General features: G+C 68.7%; 20 protein-coding genes. 11 read left to right on the top strand and 9 right to left on the bottom strand.

Annotation, left to right across the window (positions count from 1 at the left end; translation table 11 throughout):
- Positions 1-137: 137 nt before the first annotated feature.
- From AB0H42_RS21355 to AB0H42_RS21375, 5 genes are all read right to left on the bottom strand, one after another.
- On the bottom strand, positions 138-1,298 hold the full coding sequence (locus tag AB0H42_RS21355; RefSeq protein WP_357058263.1) for an acyl-CoA dehydrogenase: 1,161 nt from the start codon (positions 1,296-1,298) through the stop codon (positions 138-140).
- A gap of 117 nt (positions 1,299-1,415) precedes the next feature.
- Complete coding sequence (locus AB0H42_RS21360) at positions 1,416-2,120, bottom strand: TetR family transcriptional regulator (RefSeq protein ID WP_357058265.1); 705 nt, start codon at positions 2,118-2,120, stop codon at positions 1,416-1,418.
- Positions 2,121-2,153: 33 nt separating this feature from the next.
- Entirely contained in the window at positions 2,154-3,380 is a 1,227-nt protein-coding gene (locus AB0H42_RS21365) for a hypothetical protein (RefSeq protein WP_357058267.1), read from the bottom strand.
- A gap of 132 nt (positions 3,381-3,512) precedes the next feature.
- Entirely contained in the window at positions 3,513-4,040 is a 528-nt protein-coding gene (gene purE / locus AB0H42_RS21370; protein WP_232330484.1) for a 5-(carboxyamino)imidazole ribonucleotide mutase, read from the bottom strand.
- Complete coding sequence (locus AB0H42_RS21375; RefSeq protein ID WP_357058347.1) at positions 4,033-5,205, bottom strand: 5-(carboxyamino)imidazole ribonucleotide synthase; 1,173 nt, start codon at positions 5,203-5,205, stop codon at positions 4,033-4,035. Before AB0H42_RS21375 ends, purE begins: the two co-directional genes overlap by 8 nt.
- A gap of 87 nt (positions 5,206-5,292) precedes the next feature.
- On the opposite strand from AB0H42_RS21375, the gene AB0H42_RS21380 reads away from it, so the two are divergent.
- A complete protein-coding gene (locus AB0H42_RS21380; RefSeq protein ID WP_357058269.1) occupies positions 5,293-5,844 on the top strand; it encodes a GtrA family protein in 552 nt (183 codons plus the stop codon).
- Between the two features lie 18 nt (positions 5,845-5,862).
- Here the strand turns inward: AB0H42_RS21380 and AB0H42_RS21385 are convergent, their stop codons facing one another.
- From AB0H42_RS21385 to AB0H42_RS21400, 4 genes are all read right to left on the bottom strand, one after another.
- Positions 5,863-7,173 (bottom strand): HAMP domain-containing sensor histidine kinase, encoded by a 1,311-nt coding sequence (locus tag AB0H42_RS21385; protein ID WP_357058271.1) that lies wholly within the window; start codon positions 7,171-7,173, stop codon positions 5,863-5,865.
- Position 7,174: 1 nt separating this feature from the next.
- Positions 7,175-7,852: a response regulator transcription factor gene (locus AB0H42_RS21390; protein WP_030522487.1), complete on the bottom strand. Its 678-nt coding sequence runs from the start codon at positions 7,850-7,852 to the stop codon at positions 7,175-7,177.
- A 71-nt stretch (positions 7,853-7,923) separates the two neighbouring features.
- Positions 7,924-8,436 (bottom strand): PH domain-containing protein, encoded by a 513-nt coding sequence (locus AB0H42_RS21395; protein WP_357058273.1) that lies wholly within the window; start codon positions 8,434-8,436, stop codon positions 7,924-7,926.
- Between the two features lie 405 nt (positions 8,437-8,841).
- Positions 8,842-9,786 (bottom strand): CoA ester lyase, encoded by a 945-nt coding sequence (locus AB0H42_RS21400; protein WP_357058275.1) that lies wholly within the window; start codon positions 9,784-9,786, stop codon positions 8,842-8,844.
- Positions 9,787-9,840: 54 nt separating this feature from the next.
- On the opposite strand from AB0H42_RS21400, the gene AB0H42_RS21405 reads away from it, so the two are divergent.
- From AB0H42_RS21405 to AB0H42_RS21450, 10 genes are all read left to right on the top strand, one after another.
- Entirely contained in the window at positions 9,841-11,121 is a 1,281-nt protein-coding gene (locus tag AB0H42_RS21405) for a CBS domain-containing protein (protein WP_357058277.1), read from the top strand.
- Positions 11,118-11,726, top strand: coding sequence for a DUF1003 domain-containing protein (locus tag AB0H42_RS21410; RefSeq protein ID WP_357058279.1), 609 nt, complete (start codon positions 11,118-11,120; stop codon positions 11,724-11,726). The genes AB0H42_RS21405 and AB0H42_RS21410 overlap by 4 nt, the downstream gene beginning before the upstream one ends.
- A 144-nt stretch (positions 11,727-11,870) precedes the next feature.
- Positions 11,871-13,259, top strand: a complete 1,389-nt coding sequence (locus AB0H42_RS21415) for a lytic murein transglycosylase (protein ID WP_357058281.1) — start codon at positions 11,871-11,873, stop codon at positions 13,257-13,259.
- 276 nt (positions 13,260-13,535) lie between these two features.
- Positions 13,536-14,390 (top strand): lytic murein transglycosylase, encoded by an 855-nt coding sequence (locus AB0H42_RS21420; protein ID WP_357058283.1) that lies wholly within the window; start codon positions 13,536-13,538, stop codon positions 14,388-14,390.
- A gap of 19 nt (positions 14,391-14,409) precedes the next feature.
- Complete coding sequence (locus tag AB0H42_RS21425) at positions 14,410-15,546, top strand: Mrp/NBP35 family ATP-binding protein (RefSeq protein WP_357058285.1); 1,137 nt, start codon at positions 14,410-14,412, stop codon at positions 15,544-15,546.
- Between the two features lie 19 nt (positions 15,547-15,565).
- Positions 15,566-15,886 carry a DivIVA domain-containing protein gene (locus AB0H42_RS21430; RefSeq protein ID WP_357058287.1) on the top strand — a complete coding sequence of 107 codons (321 nt, stop codon included), beginning with the start codon at positions 15,566-15,568 and terminating at the stop codon, positions 15,884-15,886.
- A complete protein-coding gene (locus AB0H42_RS21435) occupies positions 15,883-16,464 on the top strand; it encodes a DNA-3-methyladenine glycosylase I (protein ID WP_357058289.1) in 582 nt (193 codons plus the stop codon). Before AB0H42_RS21430 ends, AB0H42_RS21435 begins: the two co-directional genes overlap by 4 nt.
- Before the next feature lie 158 nt (positions 16,465-16,622).
- Positions 16,623-16,790, top strand: coding sequence for a DUF3117 domain-containing protein (locus tag AB0H42_RS21440; RefSeq protein WP_064484472.1), 168 nt, complete (start codon positions 16,623-16,625; stop codon positions 16,788-16,790).
- Entirely contained in the window at positions 16,777-17,646 is an 870-nt protein-coding gene (locus AB0H42_RS21445; protein ID WP_357058291.1) for a putative RNA methyltransferase, read from the top strand. The genes AB0H42_RS21440 and AB0H42_RS21445 overlap by 14 nt, the downstream gene beginning before the upstream one ends.
- Positions 17,647-17,762: 116 nt before the next feature.
- Entirely contained in the window at positions 17,763-18,170 is a 408-nt protein-coding gene (locus tag AB0H42_RS21450; RefSeq protein ID WP_357058293.1) for a group 1 truncated hemoglobin, read from the top strand.
- Positions 18,171-18,182 lie beyond the last annotated feature (12 nt).

The following is an 18,182-nucleotide window of genomic DNA, read 5'->3' on the forward strand; positions in this document are numbered from 1 at the left end:
TGTCGGCGCGTCCCATGGATGGTCCGCGGGCGTCCGTCCGCACCAGGAACGGCCCTCCCGGGTCGCGCGCAAAGCCGACACCGCACGCACGACCCGGGAGGCTCGAACCACCTCGACGGCGATCGCCGCGGGATGCCTCAGCCCTTGAGCAGGGCGCGGGACATGACCACCCGCTGGATCTGGTTGGTGCCCTCGTAGATCTGGGTGATCTTGGCGTCGCGCATCATCCGCTCCACCGGGAAATCGGTGGTGTAGCCGGCCCCACCGAACAGCTGTACCGCGTTCGTGGTCACCTCCATGGCGACATCCGAGGCGAAGCATTTCGCGGCGGCCGAGATGAAGCCGAGGTTCGGCTCGCCGCGCTCGGCGCGGGCGGCGGAGGTGTAGACCATCAGCCGAGCGGCTTCGATCTTCATCGCCATATCGGCCAGCATGAACTGGGTGTTCTGGAAGTCGGCGATGGACTTGCCGAACTGTTTGCGGTCCTTGGTGTAGGCCAGTGCGGCGTCCAGGGCGCCCTGGGCCAGGCCGACCGCCTGCGCGCCGATGGTGGGGCGGGTGTGGTCGAGGGTCTGCAGGGCGGTTTTGAAGCCGGTGCCGGGTTCGCCGACGATGCGGTCGCCGGGGACCCTGCAGTTCTCGAAGTACAGTTCGGCGGTCGGGGAGCCCTTGATGCCGAGCTTGTGCTCGAGCGGGCCCACGACGAAGCCTTCGTCGTCCTTGTGCACCAGGAACGCGGAGATACCGTTGGCGCCCTTGTCGGGGTCGGTGACGGCCATGACGGTGTACCAGGAGGATTTGCCGCCGTTGGTGATCCAGCACTTGGACCCGTTGATGATCCAGTCGTCGCCCTCCTGGCGGGCGCGGGTGCGCATACTGCCCGCGTCCGAGCCGGCTTCTCGCTCGGACAGCGCGTAGGAGGCCATTTCGCCGTTGACGATATCGGCGAGCACCTTCTGCTTGAGTTCCTCGGAACCGTTGAGGATCATGCCCATGGTGCCGAGCTTGTTCACGGCCGGGATGAGCGAGGAGGAACCGCAGACGCGGGCGACCTCTTCGATGACGATGCAGGTGGCCACGGAATCGGCGCCCTGACCGCCGTAGACCTCGGGGACATGCACGGCGTTGAAGCCGGCGGCGTTGAGCGCGGAGAGGGCTTCCTCGGGGAACCGGGCGTGCTCGTCGACGTCCTTGGCGTACGGGGCGATTTCCTTCTCGCACAGGGCGCGGATGGCCGAACGCAGCTCATCGTGGAAGTCCGCCAGCTTGAACAGATCGAAATCCGGGTTTCCCGCCATTGGGTTCACTCCTGTTACTTACGGGGCGGTGCCGACAATCGGCACTCAGTGTCAAGACCTCTGCCCAGTCTACCGCGCGCTCGCCCGGGTTCGTGCGCCGCATTCTGGCACTCAGTGTCAGTCGGCGGGTGCTTCGGCCAAACTGCCCAGCCGCTGCCGCAGCAGTTCGGCGACATGCCGTACGGGCAGGTCCCGGCGGAACACGGCGAGCACGAGATCGTCCTCACCGCCCGGGTGTCGGCCACCCCGGGGGATCTCGCCGAGCGCGGTCCGCAGGTCACCCGGGCCCGCCGCCGATTCGCCGCGGATCATCCGGCGTAGCAGATAGTTGTGGGTGGCGGTCACCGCGGCCGCGAACTGTACGCGCGCCAGGTCGGGGGAATCGGGCAGCCGCTCCCGCAGGTAATCGGTGAACAGGCGCTCGTAGCGGAAGACGGTCACGATCTCCCGGTCCCGCAGTGCCGGGACCCGGCGCACCACCCGGTACCGCCGCTCGGCGATATCGCGCCAGCGGGTGAACCGCTCGAACACCCCGACCGCCGCCTCGCAGACCGCGTCCCACGGGTCGAGCTGCGCCTGCTGCAGGTACTCCTGCGCAGCGGCCAGCTGGGCCTCGTGGTCGGCGAAGATCACATCTTCCTTGGACCGGAACTGCCGGAAGAACGTACGCCGCGATATCCCGGCGGCCTCGGCGATCTCGTCCACCGAGGTCGCCTCGTAACCCTGATCCGCGAACAAACGCAATGCCTCGTCCACGACACCGAGCCGGAAACGGACGAGCTCGGCGCCGCCGACTCGGCGGGCGGTTTCCTCGTTGTCCATGGCGACACCGTAGCGAGCGGGGCCGCGCTGCCCTCAGCGTCGTCCGTCGAGCGCGATATGGAGGTCGGCTCCGCTGAACAGTAGATCCGCACCGCGCTGTGGCGGCGGGCCGCTCTCGACGGACCGCGCCCGCGGGGCGAGCAGGTACAGCTGGTGCAAGAACACCTCCACCGCGAGCGTCGCGAGTTGCTTACCCGGGCAGATGTGCGCACCGAACCCGAAGGTCAGCGGTAGTTTCCCACCCCGCCGCAAGTTCCCGCAGTCCGGGAAAGCCGCAGGATCGCGGTTCGCGGCCGCGAACATGACCAGCACCGGTCCCGCGGGCAACTCGGTCCCACTGGTCAACACGACCGGCCGCCGGATACGCCGCTTCCAGGCCACCAGCCCCGGGTCCAGCCGAAGCACTTCGACCGCCACCTCGGCCGCGGTCCGGGGTTCGGCCAGCAGCCGCCACCATTCCCGATCCGGGTCGTGCAGTAGTCGCTGAACACCCTGCTGGATACTGCCGCTCACCGTATGCACTCCGGCCGCCAGCGAATTCGCCACCGCCGAAACCGCCACCCGGCGCGGGATCCCCGCATCGCGCAGGCGGGTCGCGAAACCGACCGTGTCGCTGCGCAGACCGTGGTCGACAGCACGCCCGCCGACCGTGAACAACTGTCCGAGCGCCGCCACCGCGCCGGCCAGTTCCCGGCCGCGCATCGATCGGCCCAGCAATCCCGACTGGGCGCCACTCCACACCGCGACCCGCGGCCACATTTCGGGCGGCAGCCCCACCGCGGAACCGGTCACCCTGGTGGCGTACGCGATGGACAGCGCGGTCACGTCCAGCGTCGTCCCGAACGGCGCCGTCGCGGCGAGGGCGGCGTGGAAATGCTCGGTCAACGCCGCGAGGTGCTGCGGCCTGTCCGCGGCCCGGATCGTGAAATGCCCGGCCGGACCGGCCATGGTGTTCCACACCCGGTCGTGCAGGGGTTCGTCGGCCAGATCGGCGGTCGCCTTCGCGGGCAACGGGATCAGATGCCGGAACAGATGCGGTAGCGCTCGCGGAGTCGCGGCGATGCGCGGATACCCGACCAACGGCTCCAACGAGTTGTCCCGGGATATCTCCGCTTTCCCGGCGGCAAGAACCTCGCGGACATCGTCGTACTTCCAGATCATCCGTAGTCCGGACCGGTGCGCGTAGGAGCGCTGCGGCCATTCGTGCAACCGGCGGTAGCGCTCGTCGCGCTCGGCGAAGAACATCTCGTTCGCCGTCACCTCAGCAAATGGGAACTCCGCCACGGGAACCGCCTGACTGTCGACCCTGTACACCGTCAGGGATCGTAGGCCGGGCAAATGTACGGCGCATCCCGGGAACGGTGAGACCACAGCCGTCCCCGGGAAGCGCGATCAGCCCAGCAGGCGCGCGCGCAGCGCCTCGTCCTTCTCCAGCACCATCGTCTCGAGACCGGCCTGGAACTGTTCCATCCGCTCGCGCAACGCCGTCTCGTGCGCCCCGAGAATCCGGGCGGCCAGCAGGCCCGCGTTCCGGGCGCCACCGATCGACACGGTGGCCACCGGAACTCCGGCGGGCATCTGGACGATCGAGAGCAGCGAATCCATACCGTCGAGGTACTTCAGCGGGACCGGGACACCGATCACCGGCAGCGGGGTCGCCGAGGCGACCATGCCCGGTAGATGCGCGGCGCCGCCGGCGCCCGCGATGAGCACCCGCAGACCCCGGCCGGCGGCGTCGCGGGCGTAGTCGAGCATGCGCTGCGGGGTCCGGTGCGCGGACACCACACCCACCTCGAACCGGATCCCGAACTCGGCCAGCGCCTCGGCGGCGGCCTCCATCGTGGGCCAGTCGGAATCGCTGCCCATGATCAATCCGACCGCCGGGGAGCCCGGAACACTGCCTTCCACCACGTCACTCATGCGGGTCCCATCCATCGGTCCATACCGCGTGCGACATCCAGTGCGCCGCGCGCTCGGCTCGTTCCCGTACCACCGCGACATCGTCGCCGAGCACGTTCACATGCCCGATCTTGCGGTCCGGGCGTTCGCCCTTTCCGTACAGGTGCACCTTGGCGTCCGGCATCCGGGCGAACAGATGGTGCAGGCGTTCGTCCATCGACATGACCGGCGCCTCGGGCGCCCCGAGGATATTCGCCATCACCGTCACCGGCGCGAGCGGGCGGGTATCGCCGAGCGGGTAGTCGAGCACCGCGCGCAGATGCTGTTCGAACTGGCCGGTGCGGGCGCCGTCCATCCCCCAGTGCCCGGAGTTGTGCGGGCGCATGGCCAGCTCGTTGATCAGCAGGGTGCCGTCGGTGGTCTCGAACAATTCGACCGCCATCGCGCCGACCACCCCGAGATCCGCGGCCAGCCGCAGTGCGAGCTCCTCGGCCTCGGCGGCCAGCTCCTCGTCGAGATCGGGCGCCGGGGCGATCACCACGGCGCACTGACCGTGGCGCTGCACGGTCTCCACCACCGGCCAGGTCGCGGCCTGACCGTACGGCGAGCGGGCCACCATGGCCGACAGCTCACGCTTCAGCGGAACCCGCACCTCGGCCAGCAGTTGCACGCCCGCGCCGAGCTGCTCGGCGGTGATCTTCGCCGCGGCGTCGGCGTCCTCGGGCATCCACACGCCGCGCCCGTCGTAACCGCCGCGGATCGCCTTGAGCACGATCGGCCAGCCGTGCTCTTCGCCGAAGCCCACCGCCGCGCCCTCGGATTCGACCACGGTGAACGCGGGGACGGGCAACCCGCGCGCGGACAGTTCCGTGCGCATGGCCAGTTTGTCCTGGGCGAAGCGCAGCGCGTGCGGCGGCGGGAGCACATTCACCCCCTCGGCGACCAGCGCCTCGAGGTGTTCGGTGGGCACATGCTCGTGATCGAAGGTGAGCGCGTGCGCGCCGGTCGCGGCCCGGCGCAACGCGCCGAGGTCGGAATGGCTGCCGAGCACCACATCGGGGCTCACCTGGGCCGCCGGGTCGTCCGGCCGTTCGGCGAGCACCCGGAGCCGCTGCCCCAGCTCGATGGCCGCCTGATGCGTCATCCGCGCCAGCTGCCCGCCACCGATCATGGCGACGGTCGGCATCGCGGCAGGGTCGAAACTACGTGCGTTCACGTCGGTCAATACTGTCACGTCCTGCGCGAACGGCAGCTGGCGGTATGCTCCGGACTTGTGTCATTCGTCGACGACGTGGTCAGCGTCCTGCCGCGATCTCTCCAGGAGATCGCCTACCGCCAGCGCGAGCTCATCAAGTTCGCCATTGTCGGAGCGACCACGTTCGTTATCGACAGCGGCATCTTCTACGTCCTGAAATGGACGGTTCTGGAGGAGAAGCCGATCACCGCGAAGATCATCGCGGGTGTCGTCGCGGTCATCGCCTCCTACATCCTGAACCGCGAATGGTCGTTCAAGAACCGCGGCGGCCGGGAACGCCATCACGAGGCACTGCTGTTCTTCGCGGTCAGCGGAGTCGGCGTGGTGCTGAGCATGGCGCCGCTGTACCTCTCCCGCTATGTCTTCCAGCTGCACCAGCCCACGGTCAGCTTCATGGTGGAGAACATCGCCGACTTCATCAGCGCCTACATCATCGGCAACCTGTTGCAGATGGCGTTCCGGTACTGGGCGATGCGGCGCTGGGTCTTCCCCGACGAGGTCGACCAGATGCTCGAACAGCTCGAAGAGTATGTGGAAGAGGAGCACGACCGGCGCACTCTCGGCCGCTGAGTCCACCGCCGCGACCGATCAGCGCGGCTCCCCCGCCACCCGGGTCTCCACTCGCGCGGCCAGTGGTTTGCCGAGGAACACCGCGAACAGCGCGGGCCGCCGCCGCTGCAACTCCAACCGGCCGCCGTCGGCCTCGATCAGCGCACGCGCCAGCGCGAGGCCCACACCCGTGGATCCCGCTCCGGAGAAACCACGATCGAAGATATGCGGCGCCAGTTCGTCGCTGACCCCCTCGCCTTCGTCGGCGACCTGCACACACACCAGCGGTTCGCGATCCTGCCCGGGACGCACGGTGCGCACCGAGACCGTGCAGGTACCGCCGCCGTGCATCAGCGCGTTGTCGACCAGCACCGTCACCGCTTCCCGTAGCCGGGACCCGGACATGGGTGCCCGCAGCGATTCGTCACCGGTCAGGTACAGGGTGCGGCCGGCCTCCCGGAACGGATGCGTCCACTCGGTGACGATTCCGCGCAGTTCGTCCATCACCGGTACCGGATCGCGGTCGGTGGCGTCCTCGTCGCGCGAGGCCCGGACGAGATCGTCGATGGCCTCGGTCAGCCGGTCGACCTGGGCCATGGCCTCCTCGGCCTCGTGCACCACCGCCGGATCGGTGTGCGCGGACAGTTCGTCCAACCGCAGGCGAACCGCGGTCAACCGGCTGCGCAGCTGATGGGATACATCGGCGACCAGCGCGTGCTCGCGTTGCAGTCGGCCCGCGATCTCGACCGTGGCCGAATCGAGCACATCGGAGACACGGTCCAGTTCGGCGATGCCGTGGCGGCGCGGATCCGGGCGGAAATCGCCCATGGCGAGCCGGGCGGCCCGGGCGGCCACATCACGGATGGGGTCGGCGACCCGGCGCGCGGTGACGATGGCGACCGTGATCGCCGCGCCCAGCGAGATCGCCACGGCCAGCGCCACCCCGGCCACCGCCTGCCGCTGCCGGGCCTGCATCGGGGTCGCGGGCACCTCGAGTCGCAGTGATACATCGGTACCCATCGACAGCGACTCCACCAGCGGGTCGGTCACCGTCCCGGCGCCGACCTCGACCTTCACCGCCGTATCCTCCGGCGCCGGATACACGACGGTGAGCCGCCCGCCTTCGGGCACCAGCGGCTGCACAGTGTGCAGATCCAGGCCGCCGCTGATCACCCCGCTGCCGTGTTCCTGACCGATGACCTCCGCGGAGATCAGTTCCAGCCGGCTGCGCAATTCGTTGCGGGTGATGTCCTCCACCCACAACCACGCCGTGTACGTGAGCGGCACCCCGAGCACGACCGTGGTGAGCATCAGCACGGTCAGCATCGACCGCAGAATCCGCCGCCGCACGTCAGTCGGTGTTCAACCGGAAACCGACACCGCGCACGGTGACGATCCGCCGTTCGGCCATCGGGCCCTCGTCGCCGATCTTGCGTCGTAACCAGGACATATGCATATCCAGAGTCTTGGATCCGCGCAGTTCGGCGTCGCCCCAGACCTCGCGCAGGATCGTCTCCCGGGGCACCACCTGGCCGGCCCGATCGATCAGCACCTTGAGCAGCTCGTACTCCTTGTTCGCCAACCCGACTTCCACTCCGTTGACCAGAACCCGCCGGGCCGCCGGCTCCAGGCGGATCCCGCCGACCTCCACGGTGTCGTCACCGATCCCGCTGCGCCGCAGCAGGGCGCGGACCCGGGCCAGCAGTTCGGCCAACCGGAAGGGTTTCCCGACGTAGTCGTCGGCACCGGCGTCCAGCCCGACCACGAAATCGACTTCGTCGGTACGGGCGGTGAGCATCAGCACCGCCATCTCGGCACCGCGGGCCCGCACCTGCCGGCACACCTCCAGCCCGTCCATTCCGGGCAACCCGAGATCGAGGATCAGCAGATCATGGTGTCCTTCCAGTGCGCGGTCCAACACCGCGGGACCGAAGCTCTCCACGGTCACCGAATATCCCTCGCGGCCCAGCGCCCGCGAGAGCGGCGCCGCGATGGCCTCGTCGTCTTCGCCCAGCAATACGGCGGTCATGCGACAAGATTACGGTCCACCAGCCCGGTACCGGCCTCCTCACGCCCGGGCAGCGGCCCGCGGCGCCGGGATCAGAAGCCGCCGTACCGGGGCGCCGCCTCGAAGACCTGGTGATAGAGCAGCGCGTGCACCTGTTCCACATTCGGGATATCGCTGTATTCCAGGGGTTCTTCGGACGAGGACCCGATGATCAGCTCCCCGGTCCCGAACACCCGGTCGACCAGCCCGTGCCGGAACTGGACACTCGAGATCCGGCTCATCGGGATATCGATACCGGTGTGGGTCATCACACCCTCACGGACCAGCACCCGGCGATCGGTGACGATGAAATGAGTGGATTTCCAGGTCACAATCGGCGCGATACTGCGCCACGCCAGCAGCAACAGCCACACGACCAGCACCACGAGCAGCAGGACCGTCCGCCACGATTCGTCGGCGGTACGCCACACCAGACCGCCCAGGAAGCCGGCCACCGCGGTCACCACGATCAACGTGACGATGGGCCAGAACAGCATCTTCCAATGCGGATGGGTGTGCAGGATCAGCTCTTCGTCGGGCGCCAGCGCATCCTCCGGATAACCCATGTGCGCACGATACCCCCAAAAACACCCGAAACCCCCGACCCGGGCCGGGTACGGAAAGCACTAGCCCTGCTCAGCCATGCGAAGAAGCCCACCTCCCGACCAGGACCTCGAATGCCAACGCAACCGCATGTGTCGAGTCTTACGAGACACCTCCAAGGGTTGAGGCCCGTCTCGCCGTTTCGGCCTCGAAAGCGCATGAGCCGAAGGCTCGAGTCTCGAGGCCGAAACGGCGAGACCAAGGGGGCCTCAACCCCGCGCCGCCGGAGGCGGCGCCAAAAACACAGCACCTTCACGAGCAAGCCCACTTCTACCTTCCCGAGCAGGTCTGCATCTCTCACCTACACGAGCAGATCACCCGGCAAACAGTTGCAGCAGCCTGCCGACAGGTACCGCCCGGAAATTTCCCTACTCCGGGGGAGAAAAATTACTGGTCCGCCGCATCCCCGCGGCCCGGCCCTTTTCCGCGATGACCATCGCCATTTTCGCGCTGGCCTCGTCGATCATCTCGTCGCCGAGCATCACCGCGCCGCGGGCGCCGCCGGCGGTGGAGGTGTGGTAGGCGTAGGCCTCCAGGATGAGTTCGGCGTGGTCGTAGTCCGACTGCCGGGGGCTGAAGATTTCGTTGGCGGCGTCGACCTGGCTCGGGTGCAGTACCCATTTTCCGTCGAAGCCCAGGGCGGCGGTGCGGCCGGCGGCGCGCCGGAAGCCGTCGATATCGCGGATCTGCAGGTAGGGGCCGTCGATGGCCTGCAGGCCGTGGGCGCGGGCGGTGAGCAGGATGGTCATCAGGATGTGGTGGTAGGCGTCACCGGTGTCGTAGCCCTCGGGCTGTTCACCGACCACGAGGGTGCGCATATTGATGCTGGCCATGAAGTCGGCCGGGCCGAAGACCAAGGTCTGCACCCGGGGGGCGGCCGTGGCGATGTCGTCGATATTGCGCAGGCCCAGTGCGTTCTCGATCTGCGGTTCGATACCGATGCGGCCGGGTTCGAGTCCGTTGGCCCGTTCCAGCTGACTCAGCAGCAGATCCAGCGCGCGCACCTGACCGCCGTCGGTGACCTTGGGCAGCAGGATGGCGTCGAGTGCGGTACCGGCGCCGTCGACCACCGAGATCACATCCGCGTAGGTCCACTGCGTGGTCCAGTCGTTCACCCGCACCACCCGCAGCTGCCCACCCCAACCGGAGTCGTTGAGGGCGGCCACGATATTCGCGCGGGCCGCGGCCTTGGCCTCGGGTGCGACGGCGTCTTCGAGGTCGAGAAAGACCTCGTCGACCGGTAGGCCCTTGGCTTTGGCGATCATCTTGGGGTTGCTGCCCGGCACGGCGAGCACGGAACGGCGCGGCTTCATCAACTCTCCTGGGGGTCGGCCCGGTCCGGCCCCGGAACATCTAGCCTGGCACCCATGGCAGCTACCAGGGTGTATATCGCCAGGCTGACCGGCCTGGCGGTGCTGGGGCCGGACGGCGAGTCTATCGGCCGTGTTCGCGACGTGGTGGTCGCCGTCCGGTACGACCGGCAAGAACCGCGTGTCCACGGCTTGGTGGTGGAGTTGCCGACCCGTCGCCGGATCTTCGTCCCGATGCTGCGTGTCACTGCCGTCGAGCCCGGTTCGGTGAACTTGAACACCGGCAATGTGAGCCTGCGGCGTTTCGCGCAGCGTCCCGGTGAGGTGCTGGCCATGGCGCAGATCGTCGACTCGGCAGTACGCGTGGACGATCCCGATCTGCCCGATCTGGCGGGGGTGGATGTGTATGTGGTGGATCTGGGGATGACGCTCACCCGCACCCGGGACTGGCGGGTGTCGCGGGTGGCGGTGCGCGGGCACCGCAGGCTCGGGCGGCGACGTACCGTGCACGTGGTCGACTGGGCTCGGGTGCAGGGACTCACACCGTACGAGCTGGGGCGGCCGGGTCAGGATGTGAGCACGCTGCTCGAGCAGTTCGAGGGGCAGCGCGCCGCGGATGTCGCGCATCTGTTGCGCGAACTGCCGGAGAAGCGGCGGCTGGAGGTCGCCGTGGCGCTCGACGACGAACGGCTCGCCGATGTGGTCCAGGAGTTGTCCGGCGACGATCAGCTGGAGCTGCTGGGCAAGCTCGATATCGGGCGCGCGGCCGATGTCCTCGAGGCCATGGATCCCGACGACGCCGCCGATCTGCTGGGCGGGCTGCCGGAGAACGAGGCCGAATCGCTGCTGGCGCTGATGGATCCGGAGGAATCGGAACCGGTGCGCCGGCTGCTCGAGCACTCCCCGGATACCGCGGGCGGGCTCATGACCCCGGAACCGGTGGTCCTGACACCTTCGACGACCGTCGCGGAGGCGCTGGCCCGGGTCCGGGACCCCGACCTGACGCCCGCGCTGGCCTCGATGGTTTTCGTGGTGCGGCCGCCGACCGCGACGCCGACCGGGCGCTATCTGGGCTGCGTGCACCTGCAACAGCTGCTGCGGGAACCGCCCGCCCATCTGGTGGGCGGGCTCCTGGACACCGATCTGACCACCCTCCGCCCGGAGGCCCCGCTCACCGCGGTGGCCCGCTATTTCGCCAGCTACAACCTGGTGTGCGCGCCGGTGCTGGACGAGCAGAATCATCTGCTGGGCGCGGTCAGTGTGGACGACGTACTGGATCATCTGCTGCCGCGGGATTGGCGTGAGGACGAGCAACTGTTCGAGGGTGTACGGCAGTGACGGACAAGAGCACCGCGAGCCGGGCGGCGGCATCCGCCCGGCAGCGGCTGGAGACACCGGTGGAATCCCGGTTCCGATTCGATTGGGACGCCGAGGCGTTGGCGCGCGGCAGCGAACGCATCGCCCGGTTCCTGGGCACCGGACGCTATCTCGCGTTGCAGACGGTGCTGGTGATCGTCTGGATCGTGTTGAACGTCTTTTTCCTCGCGCTGCGCTGGGACCCCTATCCCTTCATCCTGCTGAACCTGGCCTTCTCCACCCAGGCCGCCTACGCCGCGCCGCTGATCCTGCTGGCGCAGAACCGGCAGGACAACCGCGACCGGGTATCGCTGGAGGAGGACCGGTTACGGGCGGCGCAGACCAAGGCCGACACGGAATTCCTGGCGCGCGAACTGGCCGCCCTGCGGCTGGCGGTGGGCGAGGTGGCCACCCGCGACTATCTGAGGCGGGAACTGGACGAGATCCGCGACGCACTCGATCGCCTCGAGTCGGCGGCGGGCGTGGGTCCGACGCGCCCGGAGAAGTCCGCCAAGCCGAAGCGCAAGAAAACCTCCGGTCACAAGCCGGTTACGGGCTCTGTTTCATCGCCCGTCGCGGACGAATGACCGGAAATCCGCAATATGCTCCTGACCGGTAGGTAACCTGGATCACGTTGTCCCGAGCACGCCGTCCGGGAATGTCCGGGACGGTTGCTCACCTGTGACATAGAGGAACGGTGGAGCCGAATGCGGATACCTACCCCTGTGGCAATGTCGGCCCTGGTCATGGCGGGCCTGGTAGCGAGCGGTTCGGCCGCCCACACCACCTTCTCGTCGACTCCCCCGGAGGCTCCCGGGTCCCAGCTCGCCGCCGATACCGATCGGCTCGAAGACCCGGACGTGACCACCGACGCGCCACTGCCCCAGACACTCGGAATGTTGCCGGTCGAGCGCTCGACACCCCGGAAACTTCGCGCACTCAGCCCCTCCCCCGCAGACGGTGTCCCGCCTTTCGGCGGCATCGTCCCGCTGCAGACCATCAACCTGCCCCGGGGGGGCGGCGCGCTCGGTATACCGGAGATCGTGCTCGCGGCCTATCGCAATGCCGAACTGGCCCTGCAGTCCTCGACACCGGGCTGCGGTGTCACCTGGAATCTGCTGGCCGGGATCGGCCGGATCGAATCCGGCCACGCGAGCAACGGCCGCACGGACGCCACCGGTACCACCAACCCGCCCATTTTCGGTCCGGCACTGGACGGCTCGCTACCCGGCAACGAAGTCATCCGCGCGGCCGACGGCGGGTACGTCCGGGCGCTGGGACCCATGCAGTTCCTGCCGAGTACTTGGTCGCGCTACGCCGCGGACGGCAACGCCGACGGGCGTGCCGATCCGCACAATGTCTTCGACGCCGCCCTCGGCGCCGGGAAGTACCTGTGCTCGGGGGGCCTGAATCTGCGTGATCCACAGCAGGAATTGCGGGCGGTGCTGCGCTACAACAACTCCATGTCGTATGCGGCCAATGTGCTGAGCTGGTCGGCGGCCTACCGGACCGGTGGCCGGCCGGCCCCGGACACCGTCTCGCCCGATCTGCTCCCGCCGGGCAGTACCACGACCGGATTCCCGGCCGGTCCAACGGATCTGCTCGCCGCAGAGACCGAGAACCAGGTTCCGCCGCCCCCGCCCCCGCCCTCGCTGCCGGTGCAGACGCCGCGACCCGCACCCATGATCCGGATCCCGGGCCTGCCACCGATTCCCTGTGGGTTGCTGTGCCCACCCGCTCCGGGCGCCCCGAAGGTCGGCGAGGCGCTGCCCGATCCGGCTCCGGTCGTCCCGGACGGGCCCGCGGGCCGTACCGGGCCGGCAGCTCCGGCCCCCGCGCCCGGGGACCCGGCGGCACCCGGGTCCGGTGGCCCGTCCGCACCGGGCCCGGCCGAATCCGCACCGGCGCCCGCCGAGAACCAGAACCCACCCGCTCCCGCACCTGCACCTGCACCGCCGGCGCCGCCGTCGATCACGCTCCCCGGCGGGATCGTCATCCCGCTGCCGGTCGGGCTCGCCCCGGCTCCCGTGGTGGCTCCGCCCGCGCCGGCGGACACCACCCCGGCAGCCCCCGAAGCCGCGGCTCCGGCGGCACCGCCGGCGTCTGCTCCACCCGCCTGAGCAGTCGTTTCCATCGGACGCGCGATAGCCGCGCCCACGCCGGAGAGGCGGACCCGGACACCGGCCGGGCCCGCCCGGCGGTGTGTCCGGCCGGGCGGGGGCGAACCGGGTTCCGTAGCGGCGCCGCCGCTTCCCCTTCCCATCCGCGCGGAAATAATGGTCACGGAGGAGTAACAAACAGATCTCGGATGCGGTATTGTCGACACAACAGGTCACGGACCGGCAACGAACCACTCGTGACCGCAGGCTGTGCGTTGAGATGAAGGGCTTGAGTACGTGGGGCGTCACCGTAAACAGCAACCTGCCACCGTTTCCCGCACCTCGGTGATCGCACTCACCGGGCTGGTTCCGGCCGGAGTCGTGGCCACCAATGCCGCCGCGGCAGTGGTCACCGATCCGACTGCGGCCTCGGTGGCCATGCAGGTCTCGGCACTCGGCGCCGCCCCCGCGCAGGCCGCGGCCCCCGCCGCCGTCGACCCCACCGCGATGCACGCCATGGCCAAGCAGTCACCCGAGGCGCGCGTCGAGGTGAAATCGGTCGCGCTGGATCCGAACCGCCCTCGCAACGATCTCCCCGTGGCCGCCTCGGGCATCCCCGGGATCGCCGAGGCCGCCTATATCGGCGCCGCGCAGATCCTGGCCGACGAGAATCCCGACTGCAATATGCCGTGGACCATGCTGGCCGGGATCGGCCGGGTCGAGTCCACCCACATGAACAACGGCCGGGCCGATGCCGACGGTAATGCCCTGGCCCCGGTGTTCGGTCCCGTGCTGGACGGCAGTCTGTCGGGCAACAATGTCATCCACGATTCCGACGGCGGCGCACTGGACGGCTTCGGCGGCTACGACCGCGCCGTGGGCCCCATGCAGTTCCTGCCGGAGACCTGGACCGGTTTCGCCGCCGACGGCAACCGCGACGGCATCTCCGATCCGCAGAACTACTACGACGCCACCCTGACCGCCGGCAAGTACCTGTGCTCCGGTGGCCTGGACATGAGCGATCCCGCCCAGCAGACCAGGGCGATCCTGCGCTACAACAACTCGATGGCCTACGTCGCGAACGTGATGGCCTGGGAGCAGTCGTACCAGACGGGTATCGCACCACGGCCCGCGGAACTCCCCAAAATCTGACCGCACTACCATCGGCAGCATGCCAGTGGTAACGGAAGCGGACGTGCGGGGCGCCCTCGCGAAGGTCGACGACCCGGAGATCCGCAAACCGATCACCGAACTGGGCATGGTGAAGAGCATCCGGATCGAACCGGACGGCAATGTGCATGTCGAGGTCTACTTGACCACCGCCGGCTGCCCGTTGCGCACCGAGATCACCCAGCGGGTCAGTACCGCGATCGCCGACGTCCCGGGCGTGGGCGCGGTCTCGGTCGATCTCGATGTGATGAGCGACGAGCAGCGCACCGAACTGCGCAAACAATTGCGCGGTGACTCCGCCGAGCCGATCATCCCCTTCGCCCAGCCCGGTTCGCTGACCCGCGTGTACGCGGTGGCCTCCGGAAAGGGCGGCGTCGGTAAATCCAGTGTGACGGTCAACCTGGCGGCGGCGCTCGCCGACCGCGGCCTGTCCGTCGGGGTCCTCGACGCCGATATCTACGGCCACTCCATCCCGCGCATGCTCGGTACCGACGCCCGGCCGACCCAGGTCGAGCGGATGATCATGCCGCCGGTCGCGCACGACGTGAAGATGATCTCGATCGCGCAGTTCACCAAGGGCAACACCCCGGTGGTGTGGCGCGGGCCCATGCTGCACCGGGCCCTGCAGCAGTTCCTCGCGGATGTGTTCTGGGGCGATCTGGACGTCCTGCTGCTGGATCTGCCGCCCGGCACCGGTGATGTGGCCATCTCCATCGCCCAGCTGATCCCGAACGCCGAGATCCTGGTCGTGACCACCCCGCAGATCGCGGCCGCCGAAGTCGCCGAGCGCGCCGGCGCCATCGCACTGCAGACCCGGCAGCGGATCGCCGGCGTGGTGGAGAACATGTCCTGGCTGGATCTGCCCGACGGCACCCGGATGGATTTGTACGGGTCCGGCGGCGGTCAGGCGGTGGCCGACCGTCTCACCCGGGCGGTGGGCGCGGAGGTACCGCTGCTGGGTCAGATCCCGATCGAGCAGGCGCTGCGGGAAGCCGGTGACGCGGGCACGCCCATCGTGCTGAAGGATCCGGAGAGCCCGTCGGCCGTGGCCCTGCGCGGGGTGGCGGATAAGCTCGCGATCCGCCGGCGCGGCCTGGCCGGTATGTCGCTGGGTATCGACACCACCCGTCATCTCTGAGCGCACATAGACTCGGTCCATGCTCACCCTGCTGCTGTACGTCGTGATCGTCGGTTTGGTGGCCGCAGTTTTGTTCCTCCTGGCCAGCGCCCTTTTCGGGCGGTCGGAGGAGCTGGGCCCGCTCCCCGAGGGCACTACGGCGACGGTGCTACCGGTGGAGGGCATCGACGGCGCGGATGTCCGGGCGCTGCGCTTCCAGCAGGTCGTCCGCGGGTACAAGGCCGGCGAGGTCGACTGGGCGCTGGCCCGGCTGGCCGCCCGGATCGACGAGTTGCAGGGTCAACTCGCCGAGGCCCGCGCGGCCGGTGCCGCCTCGCCACACGGTCCGGAGCAGCCGTGACCGCGTCCGTGGCGACCGACACGCTGATCCGTTGCCCATGGTCGGTGGAATCACAGCTCTACCGGGACTACCACGACCAGGAATGGGGCCGGCCGCTACACGGGGACGATGCCCTGTTCGAGCGGCTGTGCCTGGAGGCTTTCCAGTCCGGCCTGGCGTGGATCACGATTCTGCGCAAACGGCCTGCGTTCCGGGAGGCGTTCGCCGGATTCGCCATCGACCGGGTCGCGGAGTTCGGCGACGCGGATCGCGAACGGCTGCTCGCCGACGCCGGCATTGTGCGCAATCGCGCGAAAATAGACGCGTGTATCGCCAACGCGAAAGTCGCGCGCGAACTCGATATCGGCCTCGACGAATTGCTGTGGTCCTTCGCCCCGCCGTCGCGACCGCGTCCGCGCGCATTGCCCGATATTCCGGCGACGACGCCCGAATCCATCGCACTGGCAAAAGAATTGAAGCGGCGCGGTTTCCGTTTCGTCGGGCCAACCACCGCGTACGCGCTCATGCAGGCCACCGGTATGGTCGACGATCACTTGGCCGAATGCTGGGTCGATACCCGGCACACCGCGGTCGGCTGACCGATCACATTTGGACGTCGAGTGTCCGTCATCTCATGCGATAGGGAAGAATGGACCGAGTGCGGTCCGTCGTCTCAGCCGACGGACCGCCTGGTTGGCGACAACCGGAGTTCCGAGCAAGTGCGCAGCATACAGCGCAGATCTGGAGGGAGCAGAGGATGGCGGCCATGAAGCCCCGTACCGGGGACGGTCCCCTCGAGGCAACCAAGGAAGGCCGTGGGATCGTCATGCGGGTCCCACTCGAGGGTGGCGGGCGTCTGGTCGTAGAACTCACGCCGGACGAAGCCGCGGCACTCGGTGACGAATTGAAGAGTGTCACCGGCTAGACAGGTAGCCGAAGAATCGGCGCTCGCCGCGGTCGCCGAGGTACTGAGCTGCCCCGAATGCGACCGCGGCCTGTCGTCCGCGCCGGGCACACTACGCTGCTCTCGCGGGCACAGTTTCGATATCGCCCGGCAGGGCTATATCAGCCTGCTCACCGGCGCCGCCACCAAACTGACCGGTGACACCGCCGCCATGCTCGACGCGCGGGCGGCTTTTCAGGGCACCGGAAATTTCGCTCCGATCGCCGACGCCGTCGCCGCGGCCACGGTGACCACGCGCGATTCCGGCACCGGCGGGTTCATCGCGGATATCGGGGCGGGTACCGGTTACTACCTGGCGCGAGTTCTCGACGCGGTGCCGGCGGCCCGGGGGATCGCCTTGGATATCGCCAAACCGGCCGGTCGGCGGTGCGCCCGCGCCCATCCCCGCGCGGCCGCGGTGGTTGCCGACGCCTGGCGGGGCCTGCCGCTGCGCGAACACACGCTCACCACCGCGCTCTCGGTGTTCGCTCCACGCAATCCGGACGCCGTAGCCCGAGCCCTCGGTCCGGGCGGCCGCTATCTCGTCGTCACACCCACAGACCGGCATCTGGCCGAGCTCATCGATCCGGTCGGCATGGTCACGGTCGACCCCGCGAAGGACCGTCGTCTCGCCGAGGCCATGACCGGCCGTTTCACCCGGACCGATCGCCGCACGGTCGAGTATGCGATGACCCTCTCCCGCGCCGATATCGCGAACCTGGTGGCGATGGGGCCGTCCGCGCACCACGCCGACGACGCGACGGCCCGGATCGCCCGCCTGCCCGATCCCTTCGAGGTCACCGCGTCGGTCACCGTGGGCACCTACACCCCGGCCTGACCTCACCGGCCACTCGCCGCCGCGGTGAGAAGAGGGCAATCACCCTGGCACAGCATGCAATCCACTCGCGACATCGGGCTGATCGCCGAGTAACACCGTCCTGATGTCCTTGTCCTATGCGGATACCGACATTCGGGAAACGAAAAGACACCGGCACCACCACCATCTACGAGCAGATCGGCGGCCACGAGGCACTCGAAGCGGTCGTCGCGGATTTCTACACCAGGGTCCTCGCCGACGCGGAACTGGCCGGTTTCTTCAGCGGGACGAACATGTCCCGGCTCCGGGGCAAACAGGTCGAATTCTTCGCCGCGGCACTGGGCGGCCCCGAACCCTATTCGGGCGCGCCGATGAAACAGGTGCACCAGGGACGCGGGATCACCATGCACCATTTCACCCTGGTGGCCGGACACCTGACCGAATCACTGACGGCGGCCGGCGTCGGCGAGGAGACCGTCGCGCAAATCATCGCGGCTGTCGCCCCACTGGCCGACGACATCACCTCGGGGTCCTCCTCGGCCTGACGGCCGGCGAGA

It is taken from the genome of Nocardia sp. NPDC050799 (assembly GCF_040654015.1).
Lineage (GTDB): Bacteria > Actinomycetota > Actinomycetes > Mycobacteriales > Mycobacteriaceae > Nocardia.

Coding starts and splice junctions, on each gene's coding strand:
- AB0H42_RS21390 (WP_030522487.1), bottom strand. CDS start 7,852: ATGACCGCCGTATTGCTGGGCGAAGACGACGAGGCCATCGCGGCGCCG.
- AB0H42_RS21430 (WP_357058287.1), top strand. CDS start 15,566: ATGCTCACCCTGCTGCTGTACGTCGTGATCGTCGGTTTGGTGGCCGCA.
- AB0H42_RS21375 (WP_357058347.1), bottom strand. CDS start 5,205: ATGCCGACCGTCGCCATGATCGGTGGCGGGCAGCTGGCGCGGATGACG.
- AB0H42_RS21425 (WP_357058285.1), top strand. CDS start 14,410: ATGCCAGTGGTAACGGAAGCGGACGTGCGGGGCGCCCTCGCGAAGGTC.
- AB0H42_RS21355 (WP_357058263.1), bottom strand. CDS start 1,298: ATGGCGGGAAACCCGGATTTCGATCTGTTCAAGCTGGCGGACTTCCAC.
- AB0H42_RS21450 (WP_357058293.1), top strand. CDS start 17,763: ATGCGGATACCGACATTCGGGAAACGAAAAGACACCGGCACCACCACC.
- AB0H42_RS21395 (WP_357058273.1), bottom strand. CDS start 8,436: ATGGGTTATCCGGAGGATGCGCTGGCGCCCGACGAAGAGCTGATCCTG.
- AB0H42_RS21360 (WP_357058265.1), bottom strand. CDS start 2,120: ATGGACAACGAGGAAACCGCCCGCCGAGTCGGCGGCGCCGAGCTCGTC.
- AB0H42_RS21440 (WP_064484472.1), top strand. CDS start 16,623: ATGGCGGCCATGAAGCCCCGTACCGGGGACGGTCCCCTCGAGGCAACC.
- AB0H42_RS21405 (WP_357058277.1), top strand. CDS start 9,841: ATGGCAGCTACCAGGGTGTATATCGCCAGGCTGACCGGCCTGGCGGTG.
- AB0H42_RS21400 (WP_357058275.1), bottom strand. CDS start 9,786: ATGAAGCCGCGCCGTTCCGTGCTCGCCGTGCCGGGCAGCAACCCCAAG.
- purE (WP_232330484.1), bottom strand. CDS start 4,040: ATGAGTGACGTGGTGGAAGGCAGTGTTCCGGGCTCCCCGGCGGTCGGA.
- AB0H42_RS21415 (WP_357058281.1), top strand. CDS start 11,871: ATGTCGGCCCTGGTCATGGCGGGCCTGGTAGCGAGCGGTTCGGCCGCC.